Origin of the sequence: Bradyrhizobium sp. B124, from assembly GCF_038967635.1 — a bacterium.
In the GTDB taxonomy this organism is placed as follows: domain Bacteria; phylum Pseudomonadota; class Alphaproteobacteria; order Rhizobiales; family Xanthobacteraceae; genus Bradyrhizobium.
In genome coordinates this window covers 5,754,413-5,774,212 of record NZ_CP152413.1, presented here as the reverse complement: position 1 = coordinate 5,774,212, position 19,800 = coordinate 5,754,413, and the positions used below count along the sequence as shown (strand labels likewise).

General features: G+C 65.0%; 17 protein-coding genes. 13 read left to right on the top strand and 4 right to left on the bottom strand.

The window, feature by feature from the left end; translation table 11 throughout:
* The first annotated feature begins 203 nt into the window (after positions 1-203).
* On the top strand, positions 204-1,328 hold the full coding sequence (locus AAFG13_RS27490) for a M20 family metallopeptidase (protein WP_342708769.1): 1,125 nt from the start codon (positions 204-206) through the stop codon (positions 1,326-1,328).
* Positions 1,325-2,065, top strand: coding sequence for a tRNA (guanosine(46)-N7)-methyltransferase TrmB (trmB, locus tag AAFG13_RS27485; RefSeq protein ID WP_342708768.1), 741 nt, complete (start codon positions 1,325-1,327; stop codon positions 2,063-2,065). The genes AAFG13_RS27490 and trmB overlap by 4 nt, the downstream gene beginning before the upstream one ends.
* A 49-nt stretch (positions 2,066-2,114) precedes the next feature.
* Here trmB and AAFG13_RS27480 read toward each other — a convergent pair whose 3' ends face one another.
* Together AAFG13_RS27480 and AAFG13_RS27475 are read right to left on the bottom strand one after the other, a co-directional pair.
* Positions 2,115-2,957 (bottom strand): phytanoyl-CoA dioxygenase family protein, encoded by an 843-nt coding sequence (locus AAFG13_RS27480; RefSeq protein ID WP_342708767.1) that lies wholly within the window; start codon positions 2,955-2,957, stop codon positions 2,115-2,117.
* Positions 2,958-3,167: 210 nt separating this feature from the next.
* Positions 3,168-4,238, bottom strand: coding sequence for a DUF2336 domain-containing protein (locus tag AAFG13_RS27475; RefSeq protein WP_342708766.1), 1,071 nt, complete (start codon positions 4,236-4,238; stop codon positions 3,168-3,170).
* Between the two features lie 347 nt (positions 4,239-4,585).
* Between AAFG13_RS27475 and rimP the strand changes: the two genes are divergently transcribed.
* From rimP to AAFG13_RS27420, 11 genes are all read left to right on the top strand, one after another.
* A complete protein-coding gene (gene rimP, locus AAFG13_RS27470; RefSeq protein WP_342708765.1) occupies positions 4,586-5,362 on the top strand; it encodes a ribosome maturation factor RimP in 777 nt (258 codons plus the stop codon).
* Positions 5,363-5,365: 3 nt separating this feature from the next.
* On the top strand, positions 5,366-6,979 hold the full coding sequence (gene nusA, locus AAFG13_RS27465; RefSeq protein WP_207834312.1) for a transcription termination factor NusA: 1,614 nt from the start codon (positions 5,366-5,368) through the stop codon (positions 6,977-6,979).
* Positions 6,980-6,994: 15 nt separating this feature from the next.
* A complete protein-coding gene (locus AAFG13_RS27460) occupies positions 6,995-7,681 on the top strand; it encodes an RNA-binding protein (protein ID WP_342708764.1) in 687 nt (228 codons plus the stop codon).
* A 107-nt stretch (positions 7,682-7,788) separates the two neighbouring features.
* The gene (gene infB / locus AAFG13_RS27455; protein ID WP_342708763.1) at positions 7,789-10,491 is read left to right on the top strand and encodes a translation initiation factor IF-2; all 2,703 of its coding nucleotides are present in this window, start codon (positions 7,789-7,791) and stop codon (positions 10,489-10,491) included.
* Between the two features lie 174 nt (positions 10,492-10,665).
* Positions 10,666-11,076, top strand: a complete 411-nt coding sequence (gene rbfA, locus AAFG13_RS27450; RefSeq protein WP_212312459.1) for a 30S ribosome-binding factor RbfA — start codon at positions 10,666-10,668, stop codon at positions 11,074-11,076.
* Positions 11,076-12,185, top strand: a complete 1,110-nt coding sequence (gene truB, locus AAFG13_RS27445) for a tRNA pseudouridine(55) synthase TruB (protein WP_342708762.1) — start codon at positions 11,076-11,078, stop codon at positions 12,183-12,185. Before rbfA ends, truB begins: the two co-directional genes overlap by 1 nt.
* Before the next feature lie 2 nt (positions 12,186-12,187).
* On the top strand, positions 12,188-12,457 hold the full coding sequence (gene rpsO / locus AAFG13_RS27440) for a 30S ribosomal protein S15 (protein WP_016844725.1): 270 nt from the start codon (positions 12,188-12,190) through the stop codon (positions 12,455-12,457).
* Positions 12,458-12,773: 316 nt separating this feature from the next.
* A complete protein-coding gene (gene pnp, locus AAFG13_RS27435) occupies positions 12,774-14,930 on the top strand; it encodes a polyribonucleotide nucleotidyltransferase (protein WP_212312469.1) in 2,157 nt (718 codons plus the stop codon).
* Between the two features lie 208 nt (positions 14,931-15,138).
* Entirely contained in the window at positions 15,139-15,873 is a 735-nt protein-coding gene (locus AAFG13_RS27430; RefSeq protein ID WP_249132092.1) for a superoxide dismutase, read from the top strand.
* Positions 15,874-16,102: 229 nt separating this feature from the next.
* Positions 16,103-16,600 carry a GNAT family N-acetyltransferase gene (locus tag AAFG13_RS27425; protein WP_212312471.1) on the top strand — a complete coding sequence of 166 codons (498 nt, stop codon included), beginning with the start codon at positions 16,103-16,105 and terminating at the stop codon, positions 16,598-16,600.
* Complete coding sequence (locus AAFG13_RS27420; RefSeq protein ID WP_342708761.1) at positions 16,597-17,193, top strand: glutathione S-transferase family protein; 597 nt, start codon at positions 16,597-16,599, stop codon at positions 17,191-17,193. The genes AAFG13_RS27425 and AAFG13_RS27420 overlap by 4 nt, the downstream gene beginning before the upstream one ends.
* 115 nt (positions 17,194-17,308) lie before the next feature.
* Here the strand turns inward: AAFG13_RS27420 and fabV are convergent, their stop codons facing one another.
* Both fabV and fabB read right to left on the bottom strand, forming a co-directional pair.
* Positions 17,309-18,481: an enoyl-ACP reductase FabV gene (gene fabV / locus AAFG13_RS27415; protein ID WP_342708760.1), complete on the bottom strand. Its 1,173-nt coding sequence runs from the start codon at positions 18,479-18,481 to the stop codon at positions 17,309-17,311.
* A gap of 78 nt (positions 18,482-18,559) precedes the next feature.
* Complete coding sequence (fabB, locus tag AAFG13_RS27410; protein ID WP_212312483.1) at positions 18,560-19,783, bottom strand: beta-ketoacyl-ACP synthase I; 1,224 nt, start codon at positions 19,781-19,783, stop codon at positions 18,560-18,562.
* Between the last annotated feature and the right edge of the window lie 17 nt (positions 19,784-19,800).

Genomic DNA, 19,800 nt, shown 5'->3' with positions numbered 1-19,800 from the left:
CTTGATCGAGCATGATCTTTCGGAAAACCGGGTCACACTTTTCCGGATCATGCCCTAAAGCGTTTTCGAGCGAAGTGGACACCGGTTCGCGTGAAGAAAACGCGTCAAAACAAGAATCTAGAGCCCCGTTCCGATTCATCGGAACGGAAACGGCTCTAGCGTGCGCTGAATGACAAAGCGAATTCACAGGCGACGACAACAACATGGCCAGCAACCCGTTCGAAACCGCTGATATCCTCGACGGCATTCGCCGCTGGGTCGAGATCGAATCTCCGACGGAGCGTCCGGATCAGGTCAACAGACTGGCTGATCTCGTCGCGTCAGGCTATCGCGACCTGCCGGCCACCGTCGACCGCGTTGCGGGACGCGACGGCTGCGGCGATCACCTGGTGACGCGCTCGTCCTGGGGGCAGGACGCGCCGGGCATTCTGGTGTTGAGCCATCTCGACACAGTTCATCCGATGGGATTCATCGAACGGTTACCATTCAAGATCGAAGGCGACAGTGCGTTCGGCCCGGGCATCTACGACATGAAGGGCGGCGCCTATCTCGCCTATCACGCGTTCCGGCAGATCTGCGCCGATGACACGCGCCCGCCGCTTGGCATCACCCAGCTCTACGTCTCGGACGAGGAGATCGGCAGCCCGACCTCGCGGGCGCTGATCGAGGCCGAAGGCCGCAAGGCCAAATACGTGCTGGTGACCGAGCCGGCGCGCGACGGCGGCAAGATCGTCACCGGGCGCAAGGGCGTCGCGCGCTTCGACGTGCATATCAAGGGCGCGCCGGCACATGCCGGCACCCGCCCCGAGGATGGCCGCAGCGCGATCCGGGAGCTCGGCCATGTGATCCTGGCGCTGGAGGCGATGAACGATCTCAAGCGCGGCGTCACCGTCAATGTCGGCGTGGTCCGCGGCGGCACCAAGCCGAACGTGATCGCCGAAGAGGCCTACGCCGAAGTCGACATGCGCGTGCCGACCATGGCCGATGCCGACGAGCTGGTGCCGAAGATCCTCGGCATCACCTCGCGCACCGACGGCGTCAGCGTGACGGTGACCGGGGAATTGAATCGTCCGCCCTATGAGAAGAGCAATGCCGGCGCCGCGCTCTACGAACACGCCAGGGAGCTTGCAGGCGAACTCGGCTTTGAGCTGATCGATGTGTTCACCGGCGGCGGCTCCGACGGCAATTTCACCGCACCGCATACTGCAACGCTCGACGGCCTCGGCGTCGACGGCAAGGGCGCGCATACCCACTACGAGCAGCTCTACATCTCGTCGATCGAGCCCCGCGCGCGCCTGCTCTACCGTCTCTACCAGACGCTGCGATGACCCCGGCTCCGAACGACGGCGGCGATCGCGATTCGTCCGACGATGGCGCGATGGCCCATTCGCGCGGCTCGTTCTTCGGGCGGCGCAAGGGCCACAAACTGCGCGCGCATCAGGCCGACCTGATCGACAATCTGCTGCCGCATCTTTCGCTCGACATCTCGGCGCCCGCGCCCGAGGCGCTGACCGAACTGTTCGATGACGGCACTGCGGATGTCAGGCTCGAGATCGGCTTCGGCGGTGGCGAGCATCTGATCGCGGAAGCGCAGGCATTTCCGGCGGCCGGCTTCATCGGCTGCGAGCCCTATGTCAACGGAATGGCCAAGATCCTGACCCAGATCGAGGCGCACAATATCGGCAATATCCGCCTGTTCGCCGGCGACGCCGCCGAGCTGCTGGCCTGGGCGCCAGCGCGCTCGCTGGCGCGCATCGACCTGATCCATCCCGATCCCTGGCCGAAGCGGCGGCACTGGAAACGGCGCTTCGTGCAGGATGCAACGGTCGCGGCGATGACCCGGCTGCTGCCGCCGGGCGGTGAATTCCGCTTCGTCAGCGATATCGACGATTACTGCGCCTGGACGCTCGCACATCTGATGCGCTCGCCCGACTTCGCCTGGCTCGCCGAGCGTGCGATCGACTGGCAGCAGCCGTGGCCGGACTACACCATGACGCGCTACGGCGCCAAGGCCGAGCGCGAAGGGCGCAAGGCGGCATATCTGCGATTCAAGCGCTTGCCCTAATCGTCATTCCGGGGCGCGACGCAGTCGCGAGCCCCGGAATGACGACCGGTTACCCCTGCCCCGCCATCCGCGCCTTCCTGACGTCGGTCGCTTCCCAGACCATGCGTTTGCCACGTTCGCGACCGAGCAGCTCGATCGGATCGTGATTGTCGATGTGGCCGAACTGGCCCTTGTAGACGCTGTAGCCGCACAATTCCTGCAGGCGGCGCGGAAAGCGGGCCGCGGTCTCGCGCGGAATGCCGAGCTGCAGGTTTTCCTGTTGCCGCATCCAGCCCCAGCAATAGGCGCAGGAGAAGGCAAAGCGCCTGGCGTCGCTGGTGTTGGCGCCGCCGCCATGCCACAGCGCGCTGTCGAACAGCATCACGCTGCCTGCCGGCATGGTCGCGGTGACCGCGTCGTAATCCTTGCCGTATTCCGGCGACGAATCGAATGTGTGGCTGCGCGGAATGATGCGCGTCGCGCCGTTGTCGTCGCGGAAATCGGACAGCGCCCAGATCGCATTGATCGTGATCGGGATATGCGGCCGCGGCAGCGGGATCAATTGGGTGTCCTCGTGGATCGGCTGCGCCTCCTGGCCGGGACCGAGCACCAGCGAGCAGAACGACGACAGCAGGCATTCTTTGTCCAGCACGCGTTCGACCACCGGCAGCACGTTCTCATGCAGCGGCACCTCCCAGAACAGATCGTCATAGGTCAGGAGGTTGTTGATACGCAGCGTCTTGAAGCCCTCGAACGACGTCCTGGCAGGTGCGAGATTGTGTTCGCTCTCGATTCTTTGCACCGCGTCCTTCAATCCCTCGACCAGGTCCGGCGAGGCGGCGCGCCCGATCACGGTATATCCGTCGTCGCGGATCCGCTCGGCGTGCGATTGGATGTCGGCGTCCGTCAGCATGGCGATCTCCCCGTTTGCGCTGTGTCGCGCCTTGCGGAAAGCATAGCGGCTCATTTTGAAATTGGGAGGCATTTGATGGTCCCGTCACCCTGAGGAGCGCGCTCTTGCGCGCGTCTCGAAGGGTCGACGGCCACCAGCCGGGCCGTACACCCTTCGAGACGCGCCTGCGGCGCTCCTCAGGATGGCGGGTTTGAACGTTGGCGCTCGACCCTAGCGCGACTTCCAGAAATCCACGACACGCTGCGCGGTGGACGGCATCAGGCGGACGAAGTTCACCCGCGCGCCTTCGATATCGGCCGGCGACGGCACGCGGTTGGGCCCGAGCCGCATCAGGATCAGGGCGCGCACGGTCGGCCATTCGAAACCGATCGTCTTGCTGGCGATCAGGATCGGATCGTAGCGATCGCCGGAGATCAGGCGATCGAGCGTGACGATCTTCACGCCGGTCAGCGCCGCGAGCGCCGCCACGCATTCCTCATATTTGAAGGCCTTGGCGAAGCCTGCCACCGCGGCCTCGTTCAATTCGCCGGCGCGATGCAATGCCAGGATCGCGCGCTGCGCAGCTGCGAAGTCGCGGCCCTCGACCTGCGCGACGACGCCTTCGATCTCGTTCAGCGCCAGCTTGATCTCGGCCTGCCGCTCCGGCTTGGCGACGACCTGCAACCGGCGGCGGATCACGTCGATCGAGCCGGCCAGCAGGCTCTTCAGATGCACGGGCGGAAGATCGTCACGGCGGCCGATCCGCAGCGTCAGCACGCCATCCTGACCGGCGCGCCGCACCAGCGTCGTGAAGGAGGCGTCCGAGAATGCGGCACCCGCATTGCCGGCCGCGGATCGGATGACATCACGATCGCCGCGACGGACGATGACATCGGTCAGCGCGGTCGAGAGCCTGGAGCGCTCGGCCATCGCCAGCAGATGGCCCTGGCCCTTGGCATTGGCGATCTCGACCAGCACCTTGTCGTCAATCACCGGCGACTGGCGCAGCACCGGCCCCGCGATCGCGACCTCGTCCTCGCGGGCGAGTTGCCCGAGCAGATGCCGCGGCGCGTTGGCGAGCGGCGCAAGCCGTTCGGCGAGATCGATCCGCGCAGCAAGGTCGGCATGCGGGACCAGACTGGTCAGCACCCCGTCGAACAGGTCGATATGATCGGGACGAAAGCTCGCGGCGCCCTGCAGGAACAGCTCGCCGAGCCGCCGCGCGGCCTCGGCGCGGCGCTTGGGGTCGCCGCGGCGAACGATGTCGTCGAGTTCGGGGATCAGCGCGGGGGCTGTCGTCATGAGCCTTGTCCAACCGGCGACTTCTGCCGATTTTCGGCAATCTATGACCCCGTTCGTAAACGGAGGGTTAGGTCAAACCCGCACCCCGGAGCCCGCAAAATCGCCCTCCGCCGGGCCCGGAGGCCTTGCCGGACCCCGGCAAAAGGGCTATATCCACCGCAACTTATGGTATCTCATACGATCGCGTAGGAGAGTGGGCCCCCCGGGACCCGCTCTTTTTTATTACCTGACGGGACCCAGCGAGGCCGGGTCCAGTTTAGGTAGCGTTAGCGGCCCCTTAAGGCCACCTGAACAACACAACAGACCTCAGACAACCCATAGACCTTAGACAGCCTTTGACACTGGATATGACCGATCCGACCGCCACGTCAGTGGACACCGAACTGCTCGCCGAGCCGCGGCTTGTCGTCGAGCCCGGGGTTGCGGCACGCGTCGCCGCCGTCGCGGTCCCGGTGCTGCAGGGCATGGGCTATCGCCTGGTGCGCATCAAGGTCTCGGGCGACGCCGGCTGCACCGTGCAGATCATGGCGGAGCGTCCCGACGGCTCGATGCAGCTCGAGGATTGCGAGGCGATCTCGCGCGCGCTGTCGCCGGTGCTCGATGTCGCCGACCCGATCGAGCGCGCCTACCGGCTGGAAATCTCGTCGCCCGGCATCGACCGGCCGCTGGTGCGCCGCTCCGACTTCGAGCGCTACACCGGGCATCTGGTGAAGATCGAGATGGCGGTGGCGCATCAGGGCCGCAAGCGGTTCCGCGGCCTGCTCGACGGCGTCGAAGGCAACGCGGTGCGCATCAAGCGCGATGATTCACGTCCCACCGAGGACGCTGAAGTTCTCCTGGTGATGGAGGACATTTCGGACGCGCGGCTGGTGCTAACCGACGAACTGATCGAGGAATCGATGCGCCGCGGCAAGGCCGCCGAGCGCGAGCTGCGCCGCGAGCTCGGCCTCGCGCCGCCGCAGCCGGCCCACGCCAAGAAGGGCGATCCTGCGAAGAGTCAGAAGCCGAAACCCAAGCCTGCTCAGAAGCCCGGCATCAAGCCGGCCCCGACCAACACCAAAAAGCACCGCCTGGCCGCCGAACGCGCGCGCCGTGGCGAGATCGATCCATTCGAAGGAGACTAAGCCATGGCAGTCAGCGCCAACAAACTCGAACTGCTGCAGATCGCAGACGCAGTTGCGCGCGAAAAGTCGATCGACCGCTCCATCGTGATCGCGGCGATGGAAGACGCCATCGCCAAGGCGGCACGTGCCCGCTACGGCAGCGAGACCGACGTCCATGCCGAGATCGACGCCAAGAAGGGCGAGCTGCGATTGACCCGCCACATGCTGGTGGTCGATGTCGTCGAGAACTCGTCGAACCAGATTTCGCTGCATGATGCGCAGCGCGCCAATCCGGGCGCCCAGGTCGGCGACACCATCGCCGACACGCTGCCGCCGCTGGAATATGGCCGTATCGCCGCGCAATCCGCCAAGCAGGTGATCGTGCAGAAGGTGCGCGAGGCCGAACGCGACCGGCAGTACCAGGAATTCAAGGACCGCATCGGCGACATCGTCAACGGCATCGTCAAGCGCGTCGAATACGGCAGCGTGATCGTCGATCTCGGCCGTGGCGAAGCGATCGTGCGCCGCGACGAGATGCTGCCGCGCGAAGTGTTCCGCAACGGCGACCGCGTCCGCGCCTATATCTTCGACGTCCGCCGCGAGACGCGCGGTCCGCAGATCTTCCTGTCGCGCACCCATCCGCAGTTCATGGCGAAGCTGTTCGCGCAGGAAGTGCCCGAGATCTACGACGGCATCGTCGAGATCAAGGCGGTCGCCCGCGATCCGGGCTCGCGCGCCAAGATCGGCGTGATCTCGCGCGATTCCTCGGTCGATCCGGTCGGCGCCTGCGTCGGCATGCGCGGCTCGCGCGTGCAGGCCGTGGTGAACGAGCTGCAGGGCGAGAAGATCGACATCATCCCGTGGTCGCCCGACATTGCGACCTTCGTCGTCAACGCGCTGGCGCCGGCTGAAGTCGCCAAGGTCGTGATCGACGAAGACCGCGAGCGCATCGAGGTCGTGGTTCCCGACACCAACAACCAGCTCTCGCTGGCGATCGGCCGCCGCGGCCAGAACGTCCGCCTCGCTTCGCAGCTGACCGGCTGGGACATCGACATCCTGACCGAGCAGGAAGAGTCGGAGCGCCGCCAGGCCGACTTCGAGAACTCGACCCGCGTGTTCATGGAAGCGCTCAATGTCGACGAGGTGGTCGGCCAGCTGCTCGCCTCCGAAGGCTTCACCTCGGTCGAGGAACTCGCGCTGGTCGATGTCAAGGAACTCGCCGGTATCGAAGGTTTCGACGAGGAGACCGCCACCGAGCTGCAGACCCGCGCCCGCGAATATCTGGAGCAGCTTGAGGCTGAACTCGAGGCCAAGCGCAAGGAACTCGGCGTCGAGGACGCCATGAAGGACGTGCCCGGCGTCACCGGCAAGATGCTGGTGAAGCTCGGCGAGAACGACGTGAAGACCGTCGAGGATCTGGCCGGCTGTGCCACCGACGATCTGGTCGGCTGGACCGAGCGCAAGGAAGGCGGCGAGCCGACCAAGCATGCCGGGTTCCTCGATGGCATCGAGGTCTCGCGCGACGAGGCCGAGGCCTTGATCATGCAGGCCCGTCTGAAGGCCGGCTGGATCACCGAGGCCGACCTTGCCAAGCCTGCTGAGGAGGCCGAGGCCGCCGAAGCAGAAACGGCGTCGTAGGGAGATGCCCCACGGATGCTCGCTCAGGCTGACCCCGATCTCGACGATGGGCCGCGGACACAGAAGTCCGCGACCACGCGGATGTGCGCGGTCAGCCGCGAGGTGCGTCCGATCGACGAACTGATCCGGTTCGTCATCGCGCCCACGGGCGAGGTGATCCCGGATCTCAAGCGCAAGCTGCCGGGCCGCGGAATGTGGGTTTCCGCATCGCGGCGCAGCGTTGCGGAAGCGGTCCGTCGTCACCAATTTAGCAAGGGATTCAAGCGCGATGTCCGCGTCGCGCCGACCCTTCCCGCCGACACCGACGCCCTCCTGGTCCGCAGCGTCACCGAGGCCCTGGCGATGACCGCCAAGGCCGGGCAGGTCGTCGCGGGCTTCGGCAAGGTCGAGGACGCACTCAACCGGAACGAAACCGCAGCCCTGATCCACGCTTCGGACGGCGCAGCGGACGGAATCCGCAAATTGGACGCGATCGTCAGGCAAAGGGGCGAAAAACGTGGTGAATCGCCGGTAATCGCCGTCGTCAATGTTTTGACGTCGGAAGAATTGGATTTGGCACTTGGGCGGTCAAATGTGATACATGCTGCGCTGCTCGCGGGCCCGGCGAGCAAGACGTTCCTGTCGCGCTGCCAGTTGCTGGTCCGATACCGGATGGCCGACGACGACAAGACCGCCGAAGCGGCCAGAAATTCCAGAGCCTGATCCAGGAAGGCGGACGCCGTCATTCCGACCGGATCATGCTCAGCAAACGACGACAGTTGAAGGATTTGTGCGGCATACGCACAGCGAAACGAGATTAGGACTGCTGAATGGTTGATACCAAGACCCCTGGCGACAAGACTCTGAGTGTCCCGAGCAAGACGTTGTCGCTGAAGCCGCGCGTCGAGACGGGCACCGTGCGCCAGAGCTTCAGCCACGGCCGGACCAAGCAGGTCGTGGTCGAGAAACGCGGCAAGCGTCGCGTCGGTGGCGATGGCCCCGGCGAGGCGCATGCGCCGGAACCCGTGGTTGCAAAGCCGGTGGCGCCCGCCCCGAGGCCGCCGCAGGGCCGCCCCTCGGGTCCGCCTCCCGGCCAGCAACAGCGCAACACCCGCTCCGGCGTGGTGCTGCCGACCCTGACTGAAGACGAGCGTTCCGCGCGCGCCAGCGCGCTTGCCGACGCCCGTCAGCGCGACATCGAGGAGCGTCGTCAAGCCGAAGAGGAAGCCAAGCGTCGCGCCGTCCGCGAGGCTGCCGAGAAGGTCGAGCGCGAGGCCGCCGAGGCCCGCCGCAAGGCGGAAGAGGAACGCCACCGCCACGAGGAAGAGGCCAAGCGCAAGGCCGAAGTCGAGGCCAAGCGCCGCTTCGGCGAGGGCGAAGCCAAGCCCGGCGCAGCGCCTGCCGCTGCACCGGCCAGGCCTGCCACGGCCGCACCCGCGTCTGCTCCGGCGGCCCGGGCGCCGGCAGCCCGCACCACGACCACAACGCCTGCGCGCACACCGGTCGTCGCGCCGAGGCCCCCGGGGGTTGCCGCAGATGCGACGGACGAAGACGAAGGTCCGCGCCTGGTGCGCCGTCCCGGCGGCGCCGTGCGTCCCGTCGCGGCCCCGAAGACCACCCAGAAGCCCGGCCCGCAGAAGCAGCGCGGACGACTCACGGTCGTCACGGCGCTCACCGCCGACGACGTCCGCGAGCGCTCGATCGCCTCGTTCCGCCGCCGTACCCAGCGTCTGAAGGGTCACGCCGCGAACGAGCAGAAGGAAAAGCTGATCCGCGAAGTCGTCATTCCGGAAGCGATCACGATCCAGGAACTCGCGAACCGCATGTCGGAGCGCGCGGTCGACGTCATCCGCATGCTGATGAAGCAGGGCGCGATGCACAAGATCACCGACGTGATCGATGCCGACACGGCGCAACTGATCGCCGAAGAACTCGGCCATAGCGTCAAGCGCGTCGCCGCATCCGACGTTGAGGAAGGCCTGTTCGACGTCGTCGACAATTCCACCGACACCGAGCCGCGTTCGCCCGTGGTCACCGTCATGGGTCACGTCGACCACGGCAAGACCTCGCTGCTCGACGCGCTGCGCCACGCCAACGTGGTGTCGGGCGAAGCCGGCGGTATCACCCAGCACATCGGTGCCTATCAGGTGACTTCGCCGGAAAGCGGCAAGAAGATCACCTTCATCGATACGCCAGGCCACGCCGCGTTCACCGCGATGCGCGCCCGCGGCGCCAAGGTCACCGACATCGTCGTGCTGGTGGTCGCGGCCGATGACGGCGTGATGCCGCAGACGATCGAGGCGATCAACCACGCCAAGGCGGCCAAGGTGCCGATGATCGTGGCGATCAACAAGATCGACAAGCCCGATGCGCGGCCGGAGCGCGTGCGCACCGAATTGCTGCAGTACGAGGTGCAGGTCGAATCGCTCGGCGGCGACGTCGTCGACGTCGAGGTCTCGGCCAAGAACAAGACCAATCTCGACCGGCTGCTCGAGATGATCGCGCTGCAGGCTGAAATCCTCGACCTGAAGACCAATTCGCAGCGTCCGGCGGAAGGCACCGTGATCGAAGCCAAGCTCGATCGTGGCCGCGGTCCGGTCGCGACCGTGCTGGTGCAGCGCGGCACGCTGCGGATCGGCGACATCATCGTGGCCGGTGCCGAGATGGGCCGCGTCCGCGCCTTGATCTCCGACCAGGGCGAGAATCTCGACGAGGCCGGCCCGTCGGTGCCGGTCGAGGTGCTCGGCTTCAACGGTCCGCCGGAAGCCGGCGACCGTCTCGCTGTCGTCGAGAACGAAGCCCGCGCCCGCCAGGTCACGAGCTACCGTGCGCACCAGAAGCGCGAGAACGCGGCTGCCTCGATCTCCGGCATGCGCGGCTCGCTCGAGCAGATGATGTCGCAGCTCAAGACCGCGGGCCGCAAGGAGTTCCCGCTGATCGTCAAGGCCGACGTGCAGGGCTCGCTGGAAGCGATCCTGGGTTCGCTCGAGAAGCTCGGCACCGACGAAGTCGCCGCCCGCATCCTGCATGCCGGCGTCGGCGGCATCTCGGAGTCCGACGTCACGCTCGCGGAAGGCTTCAACGCCGCGATCATCGGCTTCTCGGTCCGCGCCAACAAGGAAGCGGCGGCCGCAGCCAAGCGCAACGGCATCGAGATCCGCTACTACAACATCATCTACGACCTCGTGGATGACATCAAAAAGGCGATGTCCGGCCTGCTCGCGCCCACGCTGCGCGAAACCATGCTGGGCAACGCGCAGATCCTGGAAGTGTTCAACATTTCCAAGGTCGGCAAGGTCGCGGGTTGCCGCGTCACCGACGGCACCGTGGAACGCGGCGCCAATGTTCGCCTGATCCGCGACAACGTCGTGGTGCACGAAGGCAAGCTGTCGACGCTGAAGCGCTTCAAGGATGAAGTGAAGGAAGTGGTCGCCGGCCAGGAGTGTGGCATGGCATTCGAGAACTACGGCGACATGCGTGTCGGCGACGTGATCGAATGTTACCGCATCGAGACGATCCAGCGCTCTCTGTAAGTCCAAATCTTACGAAGCGCAGATCTTACTAAGCGTTGGGTCCATTTAACTGAAAATGCGACGACGTGGCCGGACTTTTAGTCCGGCCACCGGCGCATCGTCCGATTGAAAGCAAAGCTAGACATTGATGCCCGCGGCCAAGGCCGGCGGGCGCGACGGTTTTGGAAGAAGGTCATGCCCCGTCAAAAGAAGAGTTCCAGCCCCGGCGGATCGCAACGTCAGCTGCGCGTCGGCGAAACGGTTCGCCATGCGGTTGCCGAGATTCTGTCACAGGGTCAGGTTCACGATCCCGATCTGGAAGGCCACATCATCACCGTTCCCGAGGTGCGCATGTCGCCGGACCTGAAGCTCGCCACGGTCTACGTGATGCCGCTCGGCGGACGCGACACCGGCGCGGTGATATCAGCGCTCGAGCGCAACAAGAAGTTCCTTCGCGGCGAGATCGCGCATCGCGTCAACCTGAAATTTGCACCCGACATTCGCTTCCGCGTCGATGAGCGATTCGACGAGGCGGAGCGCATCGAGAAACTACTGCGGACACCTGCGGTGCAGCGAGACCTTGCACCCGATTCGGACGACGAGTGATGACTGTGATGACGACCAACAGCGTGATCGACGCGAAGGATGCCGATGCGCGCGACGCTGAGCGGGATGCTTTTGCCGGGCCGCGCACCGACGATACGCGCCGCACCAACAACGACCCGCGCCAGAAGCACGGCAGGCAGAACCAGCAGCCGCGCCGCGACAAGCGCGACGTCCATGGCTGGGTGGTGCTCGACAAGCCGATCGGGATGACCTCGACACAGGCCGTTGCCGTGCTCAAGCGCCTGTTCCAGGCCAAGCGCGCCGGCCATGCGGGCACGCTCGATCCGCTCGCCTCCGGCGGCCTGCCGATCGCGCTGGGCGAGGCCACCAAGACGGTGCCGTTCGTGATGGACGGCCGCAAGCGCTACCGCTTCACGGTCAGCTGGGGCGAGGAGCGCGACACCGACGACACCGAGGGACGGCCGGTCAGGACCAGCGAGAATAGGCCGACCGCCGATTCGATCCGCCAATTGCTGCCGCGCTTCACCGGGGTGATCGAGCAGATCCCGCCGCAATATTCGGCCATCAAGGTGCAGGGTGAGCGGGCCTATGATCTGGCACGCGACGGCGAGACCGTGGAATTGAAGCCCCGTCCGGTCGAGATTCACGAATTAACCCTTGTAGAACACGGAGATAACGGACAATCCGTGTTCGAGGCCGAGTGCGGCAAGGGAACCTATGTCCGAGCCCTGGCCCGCGATATGGGCCGGATTCTGGGCTGTTTCGGCCATATCTGCGCCCTGCGGCGGACCCTGGTCGGTCCGTTTACCGAGCGGGACATGATTCCGCTGGAACAGTTGGAGGCTTTATGCAATAGAGCCGCGTCTGGCGAGGGCAGCCTCGCCGACGCGCTTTTGCCCGTTGAGACCGCGCTGGACGACATCCCGGCACTGGCCGTCACACGGGCTGATGCGGCAAGGCTCCACCGGGGCCAGGCCGTTTTGTTGCGCGGACGGGATGCGCCCAATACCAGCGGCACAGTCTATGTCACGGTGGCAGGCCGACTTCTCGCGCTTGCCGAGATTGGCAATGGCGAACTCATCCCCAAGCGCGTGTTCAACCTGAACGGACTGACTGCCAGTCCGGCTCGCAACAACGAAAGTAACTGACGATGTCGATTACCGCCGAACGCAAAGCGGAAGTCATCAAGACGAATGCCAACAAAGCCGGCGACACCGGCTCGCCCGAGGTTCAGGTCGCGATCCTGTCGGAACGCATCAATAACCTCACCGAGCACTTCAAGAGCCATGTGAAGGACAACCATTCACGCCGCGGCCTCCTGAAGCTGGTGTCGACGCGTCGCTCCCTGCTTGACTACATCAAGCGCAAGGACGAGGCGCGCTACAAGGCGCTGCTCGAGAAGCACAACATCCGTCGTTGATTTGAGAAGCACGCGCGCGAGGTTCGCGCGCGTTTTCGTATGGTCGTCCGTGAAATCGGGCTTTCGAATTGTCGAAAGATGATCATGCGCAACAGCATGGCCATCGCGCCATGCACACTAGCGTCCAGCAGCAATCCGGCCGCTGGACCGGGCAAGATGCCCAGATGACCGAAAGGATGGACGCCATCCGAAATCCAGGGACCATGGCAGGATCGCCGGATGCTGACCGCAGCAGCGCATCAGTGTCTCGCCGTCTTGGCATGGTCTTTGTGTTTCAGGGCGCCGTGCTTTCGTGAAACCATGAAAGAAAACCGAAATGTTCAATTCGCATTCCGTCGAGATCGACTGGGGTGGACGTCCCCTCAAACTTGAAACCGGCAAGATCGCCCGCCAGGCCGACGGCGCCGTGATGGCCACCTACGGCGAGACCGTGGTGCTCGCCACCGTCGTCGCCGCGAAGACGCCGCGCGAAGGCGTCGACTTCCTGCCGCTCACGGTCGACTACCAGGAGAAGACCTATGCCGCGGGCCGCATTCCCGGCGGCTATTTCAAGCGCGAAGGCCGTCCGACCGAGAAGGAGACGCTGGTCTCCCGTCTGATCGACCGCCCGATCCGTCCGCTGTTCGTCGACGGCTGGCGCAACGAGACCCAGGTGATCGTCACCGTCCTGTCGCACGACATGGAGAACGATCCGGACATCGTGTCGCTGGTCGCCGCCTCCGCCGCCCTGACGCTGTCGGGCGCGCCGTTCAAGGGCCCGATCGGCGCCGCGCGCGTCGGCTTCGCCAATGATGAATACGTGCTCAACCCGACGCTCGACGAGATGACCGAGACCCAGCTCGATCTCGTCGTCGCCGGCACGGCCGACGCCGTGCTGATGGTGGAATCGGAAGCCAAGGAGCTCAACGAAGACGTGATGCTCGGCGCGGTCATGTTCGGCCACCGCCACTTCCAGCCGGTCATCAACGCGATCATCGAGCTCGCCGAGAAGGCTGCCAAGGAGCCGCGCGAAGTCACCACGATCGACAATTCGGAGATCGAGAAGGAGATGCTTGGCATTGCCGAGCAGGATCTCCGCAAGGCCTACGCGATCCCGGTCAAGCAGGAACGCTATGCCGCGGTCGGTGCCGTCAAGGAGAAGGTGCTCGCGCACTTCTTCCCGGAAGGCCAGGAGCCGAAATACGACAAGCTCCGCGTCGCCGGCGTGTTCAAGGAACTGGAAGCCAAGATCGTTCGCTGGAACATCCTCGACACCGGCAAGCGCATCGACGGCCGTGACGCGAAGACCGTGCGCAACATCGTCGCCGAAGCCGGCGTGCTGCCGCGCGCCCACGGCTCGGCGCTGTTCACTCGCGGCGAGACCCAGGCGGTGGTGGTGACCACGCTCGGCACCGGCGAGGACGAGCAGTACATCGACGCGCTGTCGGGGACGTACAAGGAAACGTTCCTGCTGCACTACAACTTCCCGCCCTACTCGGTCGGTGAGACCGGCCGCCTCGGCGGCACCAAGCGCCGCGAGATCGGCCACGGCAAGCTCGCCTGGCGCGCGATCCACCCGGTGCTGCCGCCGCATCACGAGTTCCCGTACACGATCCGCGTGGTCTCCGAGATCACCGAGTCGAACGGCTCGTCCTCGATGGCCTCGGTCTGCGGCGCCTCGCTGTCGCTGATGGACGCCGGCGTGCCGCTGAAGCGGCCGACCGCCGGTATCGCCATGGGCCTGATCCTCGAAGGTCAGCGCTTCGCGGTGCTGTCGGACATCCTCGGCGACGAGGATCATCTCGGCGACATGGACTTCAAGGTCGCCGGCACCGACCAGGGCATCACCTCGCTCCAGATGGACATCAAGATCGAGGGCATCACCGAGGAGATCATGAAGGTGGCGCTCGGCCAGGCCAAGGAAGGACGCATCCACATCCTGGGTGAGATGTCCAAGGCCCTGACCGCGGCGCGTGCCGAGCTCGGCGAATACGCGCCGCGCATCGAGACCTTCAAGATCGCCACCGACAAGATCCGCGAAGTGATCGGCACCGGCGGCAAGGTGATCCGCGAGATCGTCGAGAAGACCGGCGCCAAGGTCAACATCGAGGACGACGGCACCGTGAAGGTCGCCTCCAACGACGGCGAGGCGATGAAGGCTGCGATCAAGTGGATCAAGTCGATCGCCTCCGATCCGGAGATCGGCCAGATCTACGAGGGCACCGTCGTCAAGGTGATGGAGTTCGGCGCGTTCGTGAACTTCTTCGGCGCCAAGGACGGCCTCGTCCACATCAGCCAGCTCGCGGCCAGCCGCGTGCAGAAGACCTCCGACGTCGTCAAGGAAGGCGACAAGGTCAAGGTCAAGCTGCTCGGCTTCGACGATCGCGGCAAGACCCGCCTGTCGATGAAGGCGGTCGACCAGGAGACCGGCGAGGACCTCGAGGCCAAGCAGAAGACCGACGCCCCGGCCCCGCGCGAAGCTGCCGGCGAGTAAGCTTGTTTGAAATGAAACGACGAAGGGCGGCCGAAAGGCCGCCCTTTTTGTTTGATGGGATGTTCGAACGGGCCAGCGCCCTGTCAGACAATGCGAGATTCCGACGCAGCGTCACAATGACCGTCTTCGAAACGGCATACGGTGGCTCGCGCGTATCTCGCTATGCTCTGTCGACGGGGACACTGGAGCTACAGGCCAGGAGGAATCGATGTCACTTATATCCCGCCGCCATCTCGTGCTCGCGGCAACTACGACCGCCGCGGCCGCGGCAGCGCCACGTTTCGCGTTCGCGCAGGCCACGACACAGGCCCCGGCCGGACCGTTCAAGATCGAACCGCTGGCCTATCCCGCCAATGCGCTGGAGCCGCATATCGATGCCAAGACGATGGAAATCCATCACGACCGGCATCACCAAGCCTATGTCACCAACCTCAACACATTCGCCAAGGACAATCCGCAGATCGCGGAGAAGCCGGTCACCGAGGTGCTCGCCAATCTCGGCAGCGTGCCGGACGCGATCCGTACCGGCGTTCGTAACAACATGGGTGGCCACGCCAACCACACGATGTTCTGGCAGATCATGGGACCGAACGGCGGCAAGCCCGACGACGACGTGCTCGCCGCGATCGACCGCGACCTCGGCGGCTTGGAAAAACTCCAGGCCGATTTCAACGCCGCCGGCGGGCGCGTGTTCGGCTCCGGCTGGGTGTTCGTCACCGTGACCAGGGACGGCAAGCTCGCGATCGAGACGCGGCCGAACCAGGACAATCCGATCATGGACGGTAAACGCGCGCTGCTCGGCAACGACGTCTGGGAGCACGCCTATTACCTGACCTACCAGAACCGGCGGCCCGATTACCTCAAGGCGTGGTGGAATACGGTGAACTGGAAGGCCGTGGCCGAGCGTTATGCCGCAGCCAAGGCCGGCACGCTCGGCGTGTGAGCCGCGGGCTCGCCGGTCGCAACGAACTGCGTTAGAGCGTTTTCGAGCGAAGTGGACGCCGGTCCGCGTGAAGAAAACGCGTCAAAACAAGAATCTAGAGCTTCGGTTCTGATTCAATCAGAACCGAAGATGCTCTAGGCTTGGAAGCCCCGCGATCGCTTCGCGGGGCTTCCACCTTTATACGTCCGCAGCTTCGCACCGCCGGTGCCGAACGCCAAGGGGATCGACGATGACGCTGCCGATCATCCGCCCTGCCCGTCCTGACGAACTTGATGCGATCGCGCGCGCCTGGATGGACAGCTGGGTCTCGACCGGGCTCTCGCAGGCAAGTGAAGGTCTGCTGAACGATCTGCGCGCCCGTCTGCCGCGCGAGATCGCGGGCGGCTGGAGCCTGTTTGTCGCCGACGATCACGGCACCATCGCCGCCATGCTGGCGCTGCACCTGCCGACCTTTTTGCTCGACCAGCTGATGGTCGTGCCCACCCATCAGGGCCAGAGCCTCGGACGCCATCTGCTCGCCTTCACGCGCCAGCAGATGCCCGACGAGATCTGGTTGAAATGCGTCCGCGAGAACGAGAAGGCCTGGCGCTGGTACGAGCGCGAAGGCTTTGTGTTCGAGAAGGAAGCGCCCAATCCGGTCACCGGCTTCATGATGAAGCACTACCGGTGGAAGAGAGCGAAATTCGCCTACTCTTCGTCCATGCCGAAGAAAGGGACCGCACCATGATCAAGCTGTACTGGTCGCCGCGCTCGCGCTCGTTCTCCGCCATCTGGCTGCTGGAAGAATCCGGCCTGGCTTACGAGCGGGTGCTGACCGATATCAGCACCGGCGCGCAGAAGTCGCCGGACTTCCTCAAGATCAACCCGATGGGCAAGGTGCCGGCGTTGACCGACGGCGATGCCAAGCTCGCCGAGGCCGCCGCGATCTGCGCCTATATCGCCGACCGCTATCCCGAAACCAAGCTCGCACCGGCCACCAACGATCCGAAACGCGCACGCTATCTGCAATGGCTGTTCTTCTCGCCGAGCTGCATTGAGCCGGCGCTGATCCAGCTCTTCACCAAGCTCGAGGTGCCGACCAGCACCGCAGCATGGGGCAGCGCGGCACAGGTGTTCGACGTGCTCGATGCCGAGTTGCAGAAGGGGCCATGGATTCTCGGCGATCAGTTCTCGGCCGCCGACATCGCGATCGGGGCGGGACTGAACTTTGCGGTGCGCGTGTTCAAGATGGTGCCGTCGCGGCCGTCATTCGAGGCCTATATCGACCGCTGCGTGGCGCGGCCCGCGTTCCAGCGCGCAGAGAAGATCGCGGCGGGGTAACGCGATGTAGCCCGGATGCAGCGAAGCGAAATCCGGGAAACTATCTCCACGTCAACGTCTGTCCCGGATTGCGCTCCGCTCCATCCGGGCTACGAAGTAACGAATTTCGAACGGCCTAGCCCGGGACGACGCGAGGATCGACGTCCTGCGTGTAGTCGACGCCGTCGATGCCGAAGCCGAACAGGCGGAGGAACTGGCTCTTGTATTCGCCGAGGTCCGCCAATTCGCCGAGCGTCTCGGTGGTGAGCAGCGGCCAGCGCCGCGACACTTCCGTCTGCACTTCGGGCGAAAGCTCCCAATCGTCGACCCGGATGCGCTGCGCATCGTCCAGTTCGACGCCCTTGCCGAGGCGGGTGCGGAACAGGCGGTCGATCTGCTCGATGCAGCCCTCATGGAGTCCGAGCTGCTTCATCACCTTGAACAGCACCGTGCCATAGAGCGGCACCACCGGAATGGCCGAGCTCGCCTGGGTGACCACGGCCTTCAGCGCGACCACGCGGGCGGCGTCCGCACCGAGCCGGCCCCGAATTGCCTCCGCCTTGCTGTCGAGATCGACCTTGGCGCGGCCGAGCGTGCCGTTCCAGTAGATCGGCCAGGTCAGCTCGCTGCCGATATAGGTGTAGTTGAGGGTCCGGAAGCCCGGCGCCAGCACGCCGGCGTCAGCCAGCTGGTCGATCCAGCGCTTCCAGTCGTCGCCGCCCATCACCGCGACCGTGGCCGCGGTTTGCTCCTCGTTCGCCGGTTCAAGGGTGGTCTGGAACACCTCGCCGGTCTCGGTGTCGAGCGTCTTGATCTCGACCGGCGCACCGAGCGGCTTGATGACCGAGCGGTAGGTCTTGCCCGTGTCCGGATCGGTGCGGACCGGCGCCGCCATGCTGTAGACCAGCAAGTCGAGCTGCCCGAATTTTTCGCGCACGCGCTCGATGAAGTCTTTCTTCATCTCGTCGGAGAAGGCATCGCCCTCCAGTGTGAGCGGCGAGCGTCCGATCTTCTCGGCCTCGATCTCGAAGGCACGGTTGTTGTACCAGCCGGCGCTGGCGCTTCTCTTTTCCGACGGCTCGCGCTCCAGCGACACGCCGATCGTGTCGGCGCCGCCGGCGAAGGTCGCCACGATGCGGCTCGCGAGGCCGTAGCCCGTCGAGCAGCCGAGCACGGCAACGCGTTTCGGACAGTCCGCGACCGGACCCTGCTTGAGAACGTAGGCGATCTGTTCGCGGACATTCGTGGCGCAGCCGACGGGATGTGCCGTCGTGCAGATGAAGCCTCGCACGCGCGGTTCAATAATCATTCCCACCCCATTCCGGATCGTTGCAATATCCCCATTCGCTGCCTGCGGACCTCCCTCAGCAAGCGAGGAGAGGCGAAATCAGGCATCAAGCCGCCTGAATACCAGCGTGGCGTTGGTGCCGCCGAAGCCGAACGAGTTTGACAGCACGGTCGTGAGCTTGGCGTTGTCGATGCGCTTGCGCACGATCGGCATGTCGGCGAACACCGGATCGAGCTCGGTGATATGCGCGCTTTCGCAGATGAAGCCGTTGTTCAGCATCAGCAGCGAGTAGATCGCCTCCTGCACGCCGGTGGCGCCGAGCGAGTGGCCGGTCAGCGCCTTGGTCGCCGAGATCGGCGGGCACTTGTCGCCGGTGCCGAACACCTTGCGGATCGCCTCGATCTCCGGTGGATCACCGGCCGGCGTCGAAGTGGCGTGCGGATTGATGTAATCGACCGGCGTGTCCACCGTCGAGATCGCCATGCGCATGCAGCGCTCAGCGCCCTCGCCCGACGGCGCCACCATGTCGTAACCGTCCGAGGTCGCGCCGTAGCCGACGACCTCACCGTAGATCCTGGCGCCGCGTGCCTTGGCATGCTCGAGCTCTTCGAGCACCACGACACCTGCGCCGCCGGCGATCACGAAACCGTCGCGGCTGATGTCGTAGGGACGCGAGGCGGTCGCCGGCGTGTCGTTATACTTCGACGACATGGCGCCCATGGCGTCGAACAGCACCGACAGCGTCCAGTCGAGTTCCTCGCAGCCGCCGGCGAAGATGATGTCCTGCTTGCCGATCTGGATCGTCTCGTAGGCATTGCCGATGCAATGGTTCGACGTCGCGCAAGCCGAGGAGATCGAGTAGTTCACGCCCTTAATCTTGAACCAAGTCGCGAGCGTTGCCGACGCGGTCGAGGACATTCCCTTCGGGACAGCGAACGGGCCAACACGCTTCGGGCCCTTGGCGCGCGCGATGTCGGCGGCCTCCACCAGCGTGCGCGTCGACGGTCCGCCGGATCCCATGATGATGCCGGTGCGAATATTCGAGACTTCATTTTCCTCGAGGCCGGAGTCGCGGATCGCCTGCTCCATGGCGACGTGATTCCACGCAGCACCTTCGGCAAGGAACCGCATCGCGCGGCGATCGATCACCTCGGCGGGATTGAGTGTCGGCGCACCGTGCACCTGCGAACGGAAGCCGAGCTCAGCAGCCTTCTCCGCGCGCGAAATGCCCGACTTCGCCTCGTAGAGGCTCGCAAGCACTTCCTGGGTGTTGTTACCGATGGACGAGACAATCCCCATCCCCGTGATGACAACCCGCCTCATGTTCGCCTCGCCCTGCC

Coding starts and splice junctions, on each gene's coding strand:
- AAFG13_RS27490 (WP_342708769.1), top strand. CDS start 204: ATGGCCAGCAACCCGTTCGAAACCGCTGATATCCTCGACGGCATTCGC.
- trmB (WP_342708768.1), top strand. CDS start 1,325: ATGACCCCGGCTCCGAACGACGGCGGCGATCGCGATTCGTCCGACGAT.
- AAFG13_RS27480 (WP_342708767.1), bottom strand. CDS start 2,957: ATGCTGACGGACGCCGACATCCAATCGCACGCCGAGCGGATCCGCGAC.
- AAFG13_RS27475 (WP_342708766.1), bottom strand. CDS start 4,238: ATGACGACAGCCCCCGCGCTGATCCCCGAACTCGACGACATCGTTCGC.
- rimP (WP_342708765.1), top strand. CDS start 4,586: ATGACCGATCCGACCGCCACGTCAGTGGACACCGAACTGCTCGCCGAG.
- nusA (WP_207834312.1), top strand. CDS start 5,366: ATGGCAGTCAGCGCCAACAAACTCGAACTGCTGCAGATCGCAGACGCA.
- AAFG13_RS27460 (WP_342708764.1), top strand. CDS start 6,995: ATGCTCGCTCAGGCTGACCCCGATCTCGACGATGGGCCGCGGACACAG.
- infB (WP_342708763.1), top strand. CDS start 7,789: ATGGTTGATACCAAGACCCCTGGCGACAAGACTCTGAGTGTCCCGAGC.
- rbfA (WP_212312459.1), top strand. CDS start 10,666: ATGCCCCGTCAAAAGAAGAGTTCCAGCCCCGGCGGATCGCAACGTCAG.
- truB (WP_342708762.1), top strand. CDS start 11,076: ATGACTGTGATGACGACCAACAGCGTGATCGACGCGAAGGATGCCGAT.
- rpsO (WP_016844725.1), top strand. CDS start 12,188: ATGTCGATTACCGCCGAACGCAAAGCGGAAGTCATCAAGACGAATGCC.
- pnp (WP_212312469.1), top strand. CDS start 12,774: ATGTTCAATTCGCATTCCGTCGAGATCGACTGGGGTGGACGTCCCCTC.
- AAFG13_RS27430 (WP_249132092.1), top strand. CDS start 15,139: ATGTCACTTATATCCCGCCGCCATCTCGTGCTCGCGGCAACTACGACC.
- AAFG13_RS27425 (WP_212312471.1), top strand. CDS start 16,103: ATGACGCTGCCGATCATCCGCCCTGCCCGTCCTGACGAACTTGATGCG.
- AAFG13_RS27420 (WP_342708761.1), top strand. CDS start 16,597: ATGATCAAGCTGTACTGGTCGCCGCGCTCGCGCTCGTTCTCCGCCATC.
- fabV (WP_342708760.1), bottom strand. CDS start 18,481: ATGATTATTGAACCGCGCGTGCGAGGCTTCATCTGCACGACGGCACAT.
- fabB (WP_212312483.1), bottom strand. CDS start 19,783: ATGAGGCGGGTTGTCATCACGGGGATGGGGATTGTCTCGTCCATCGGT.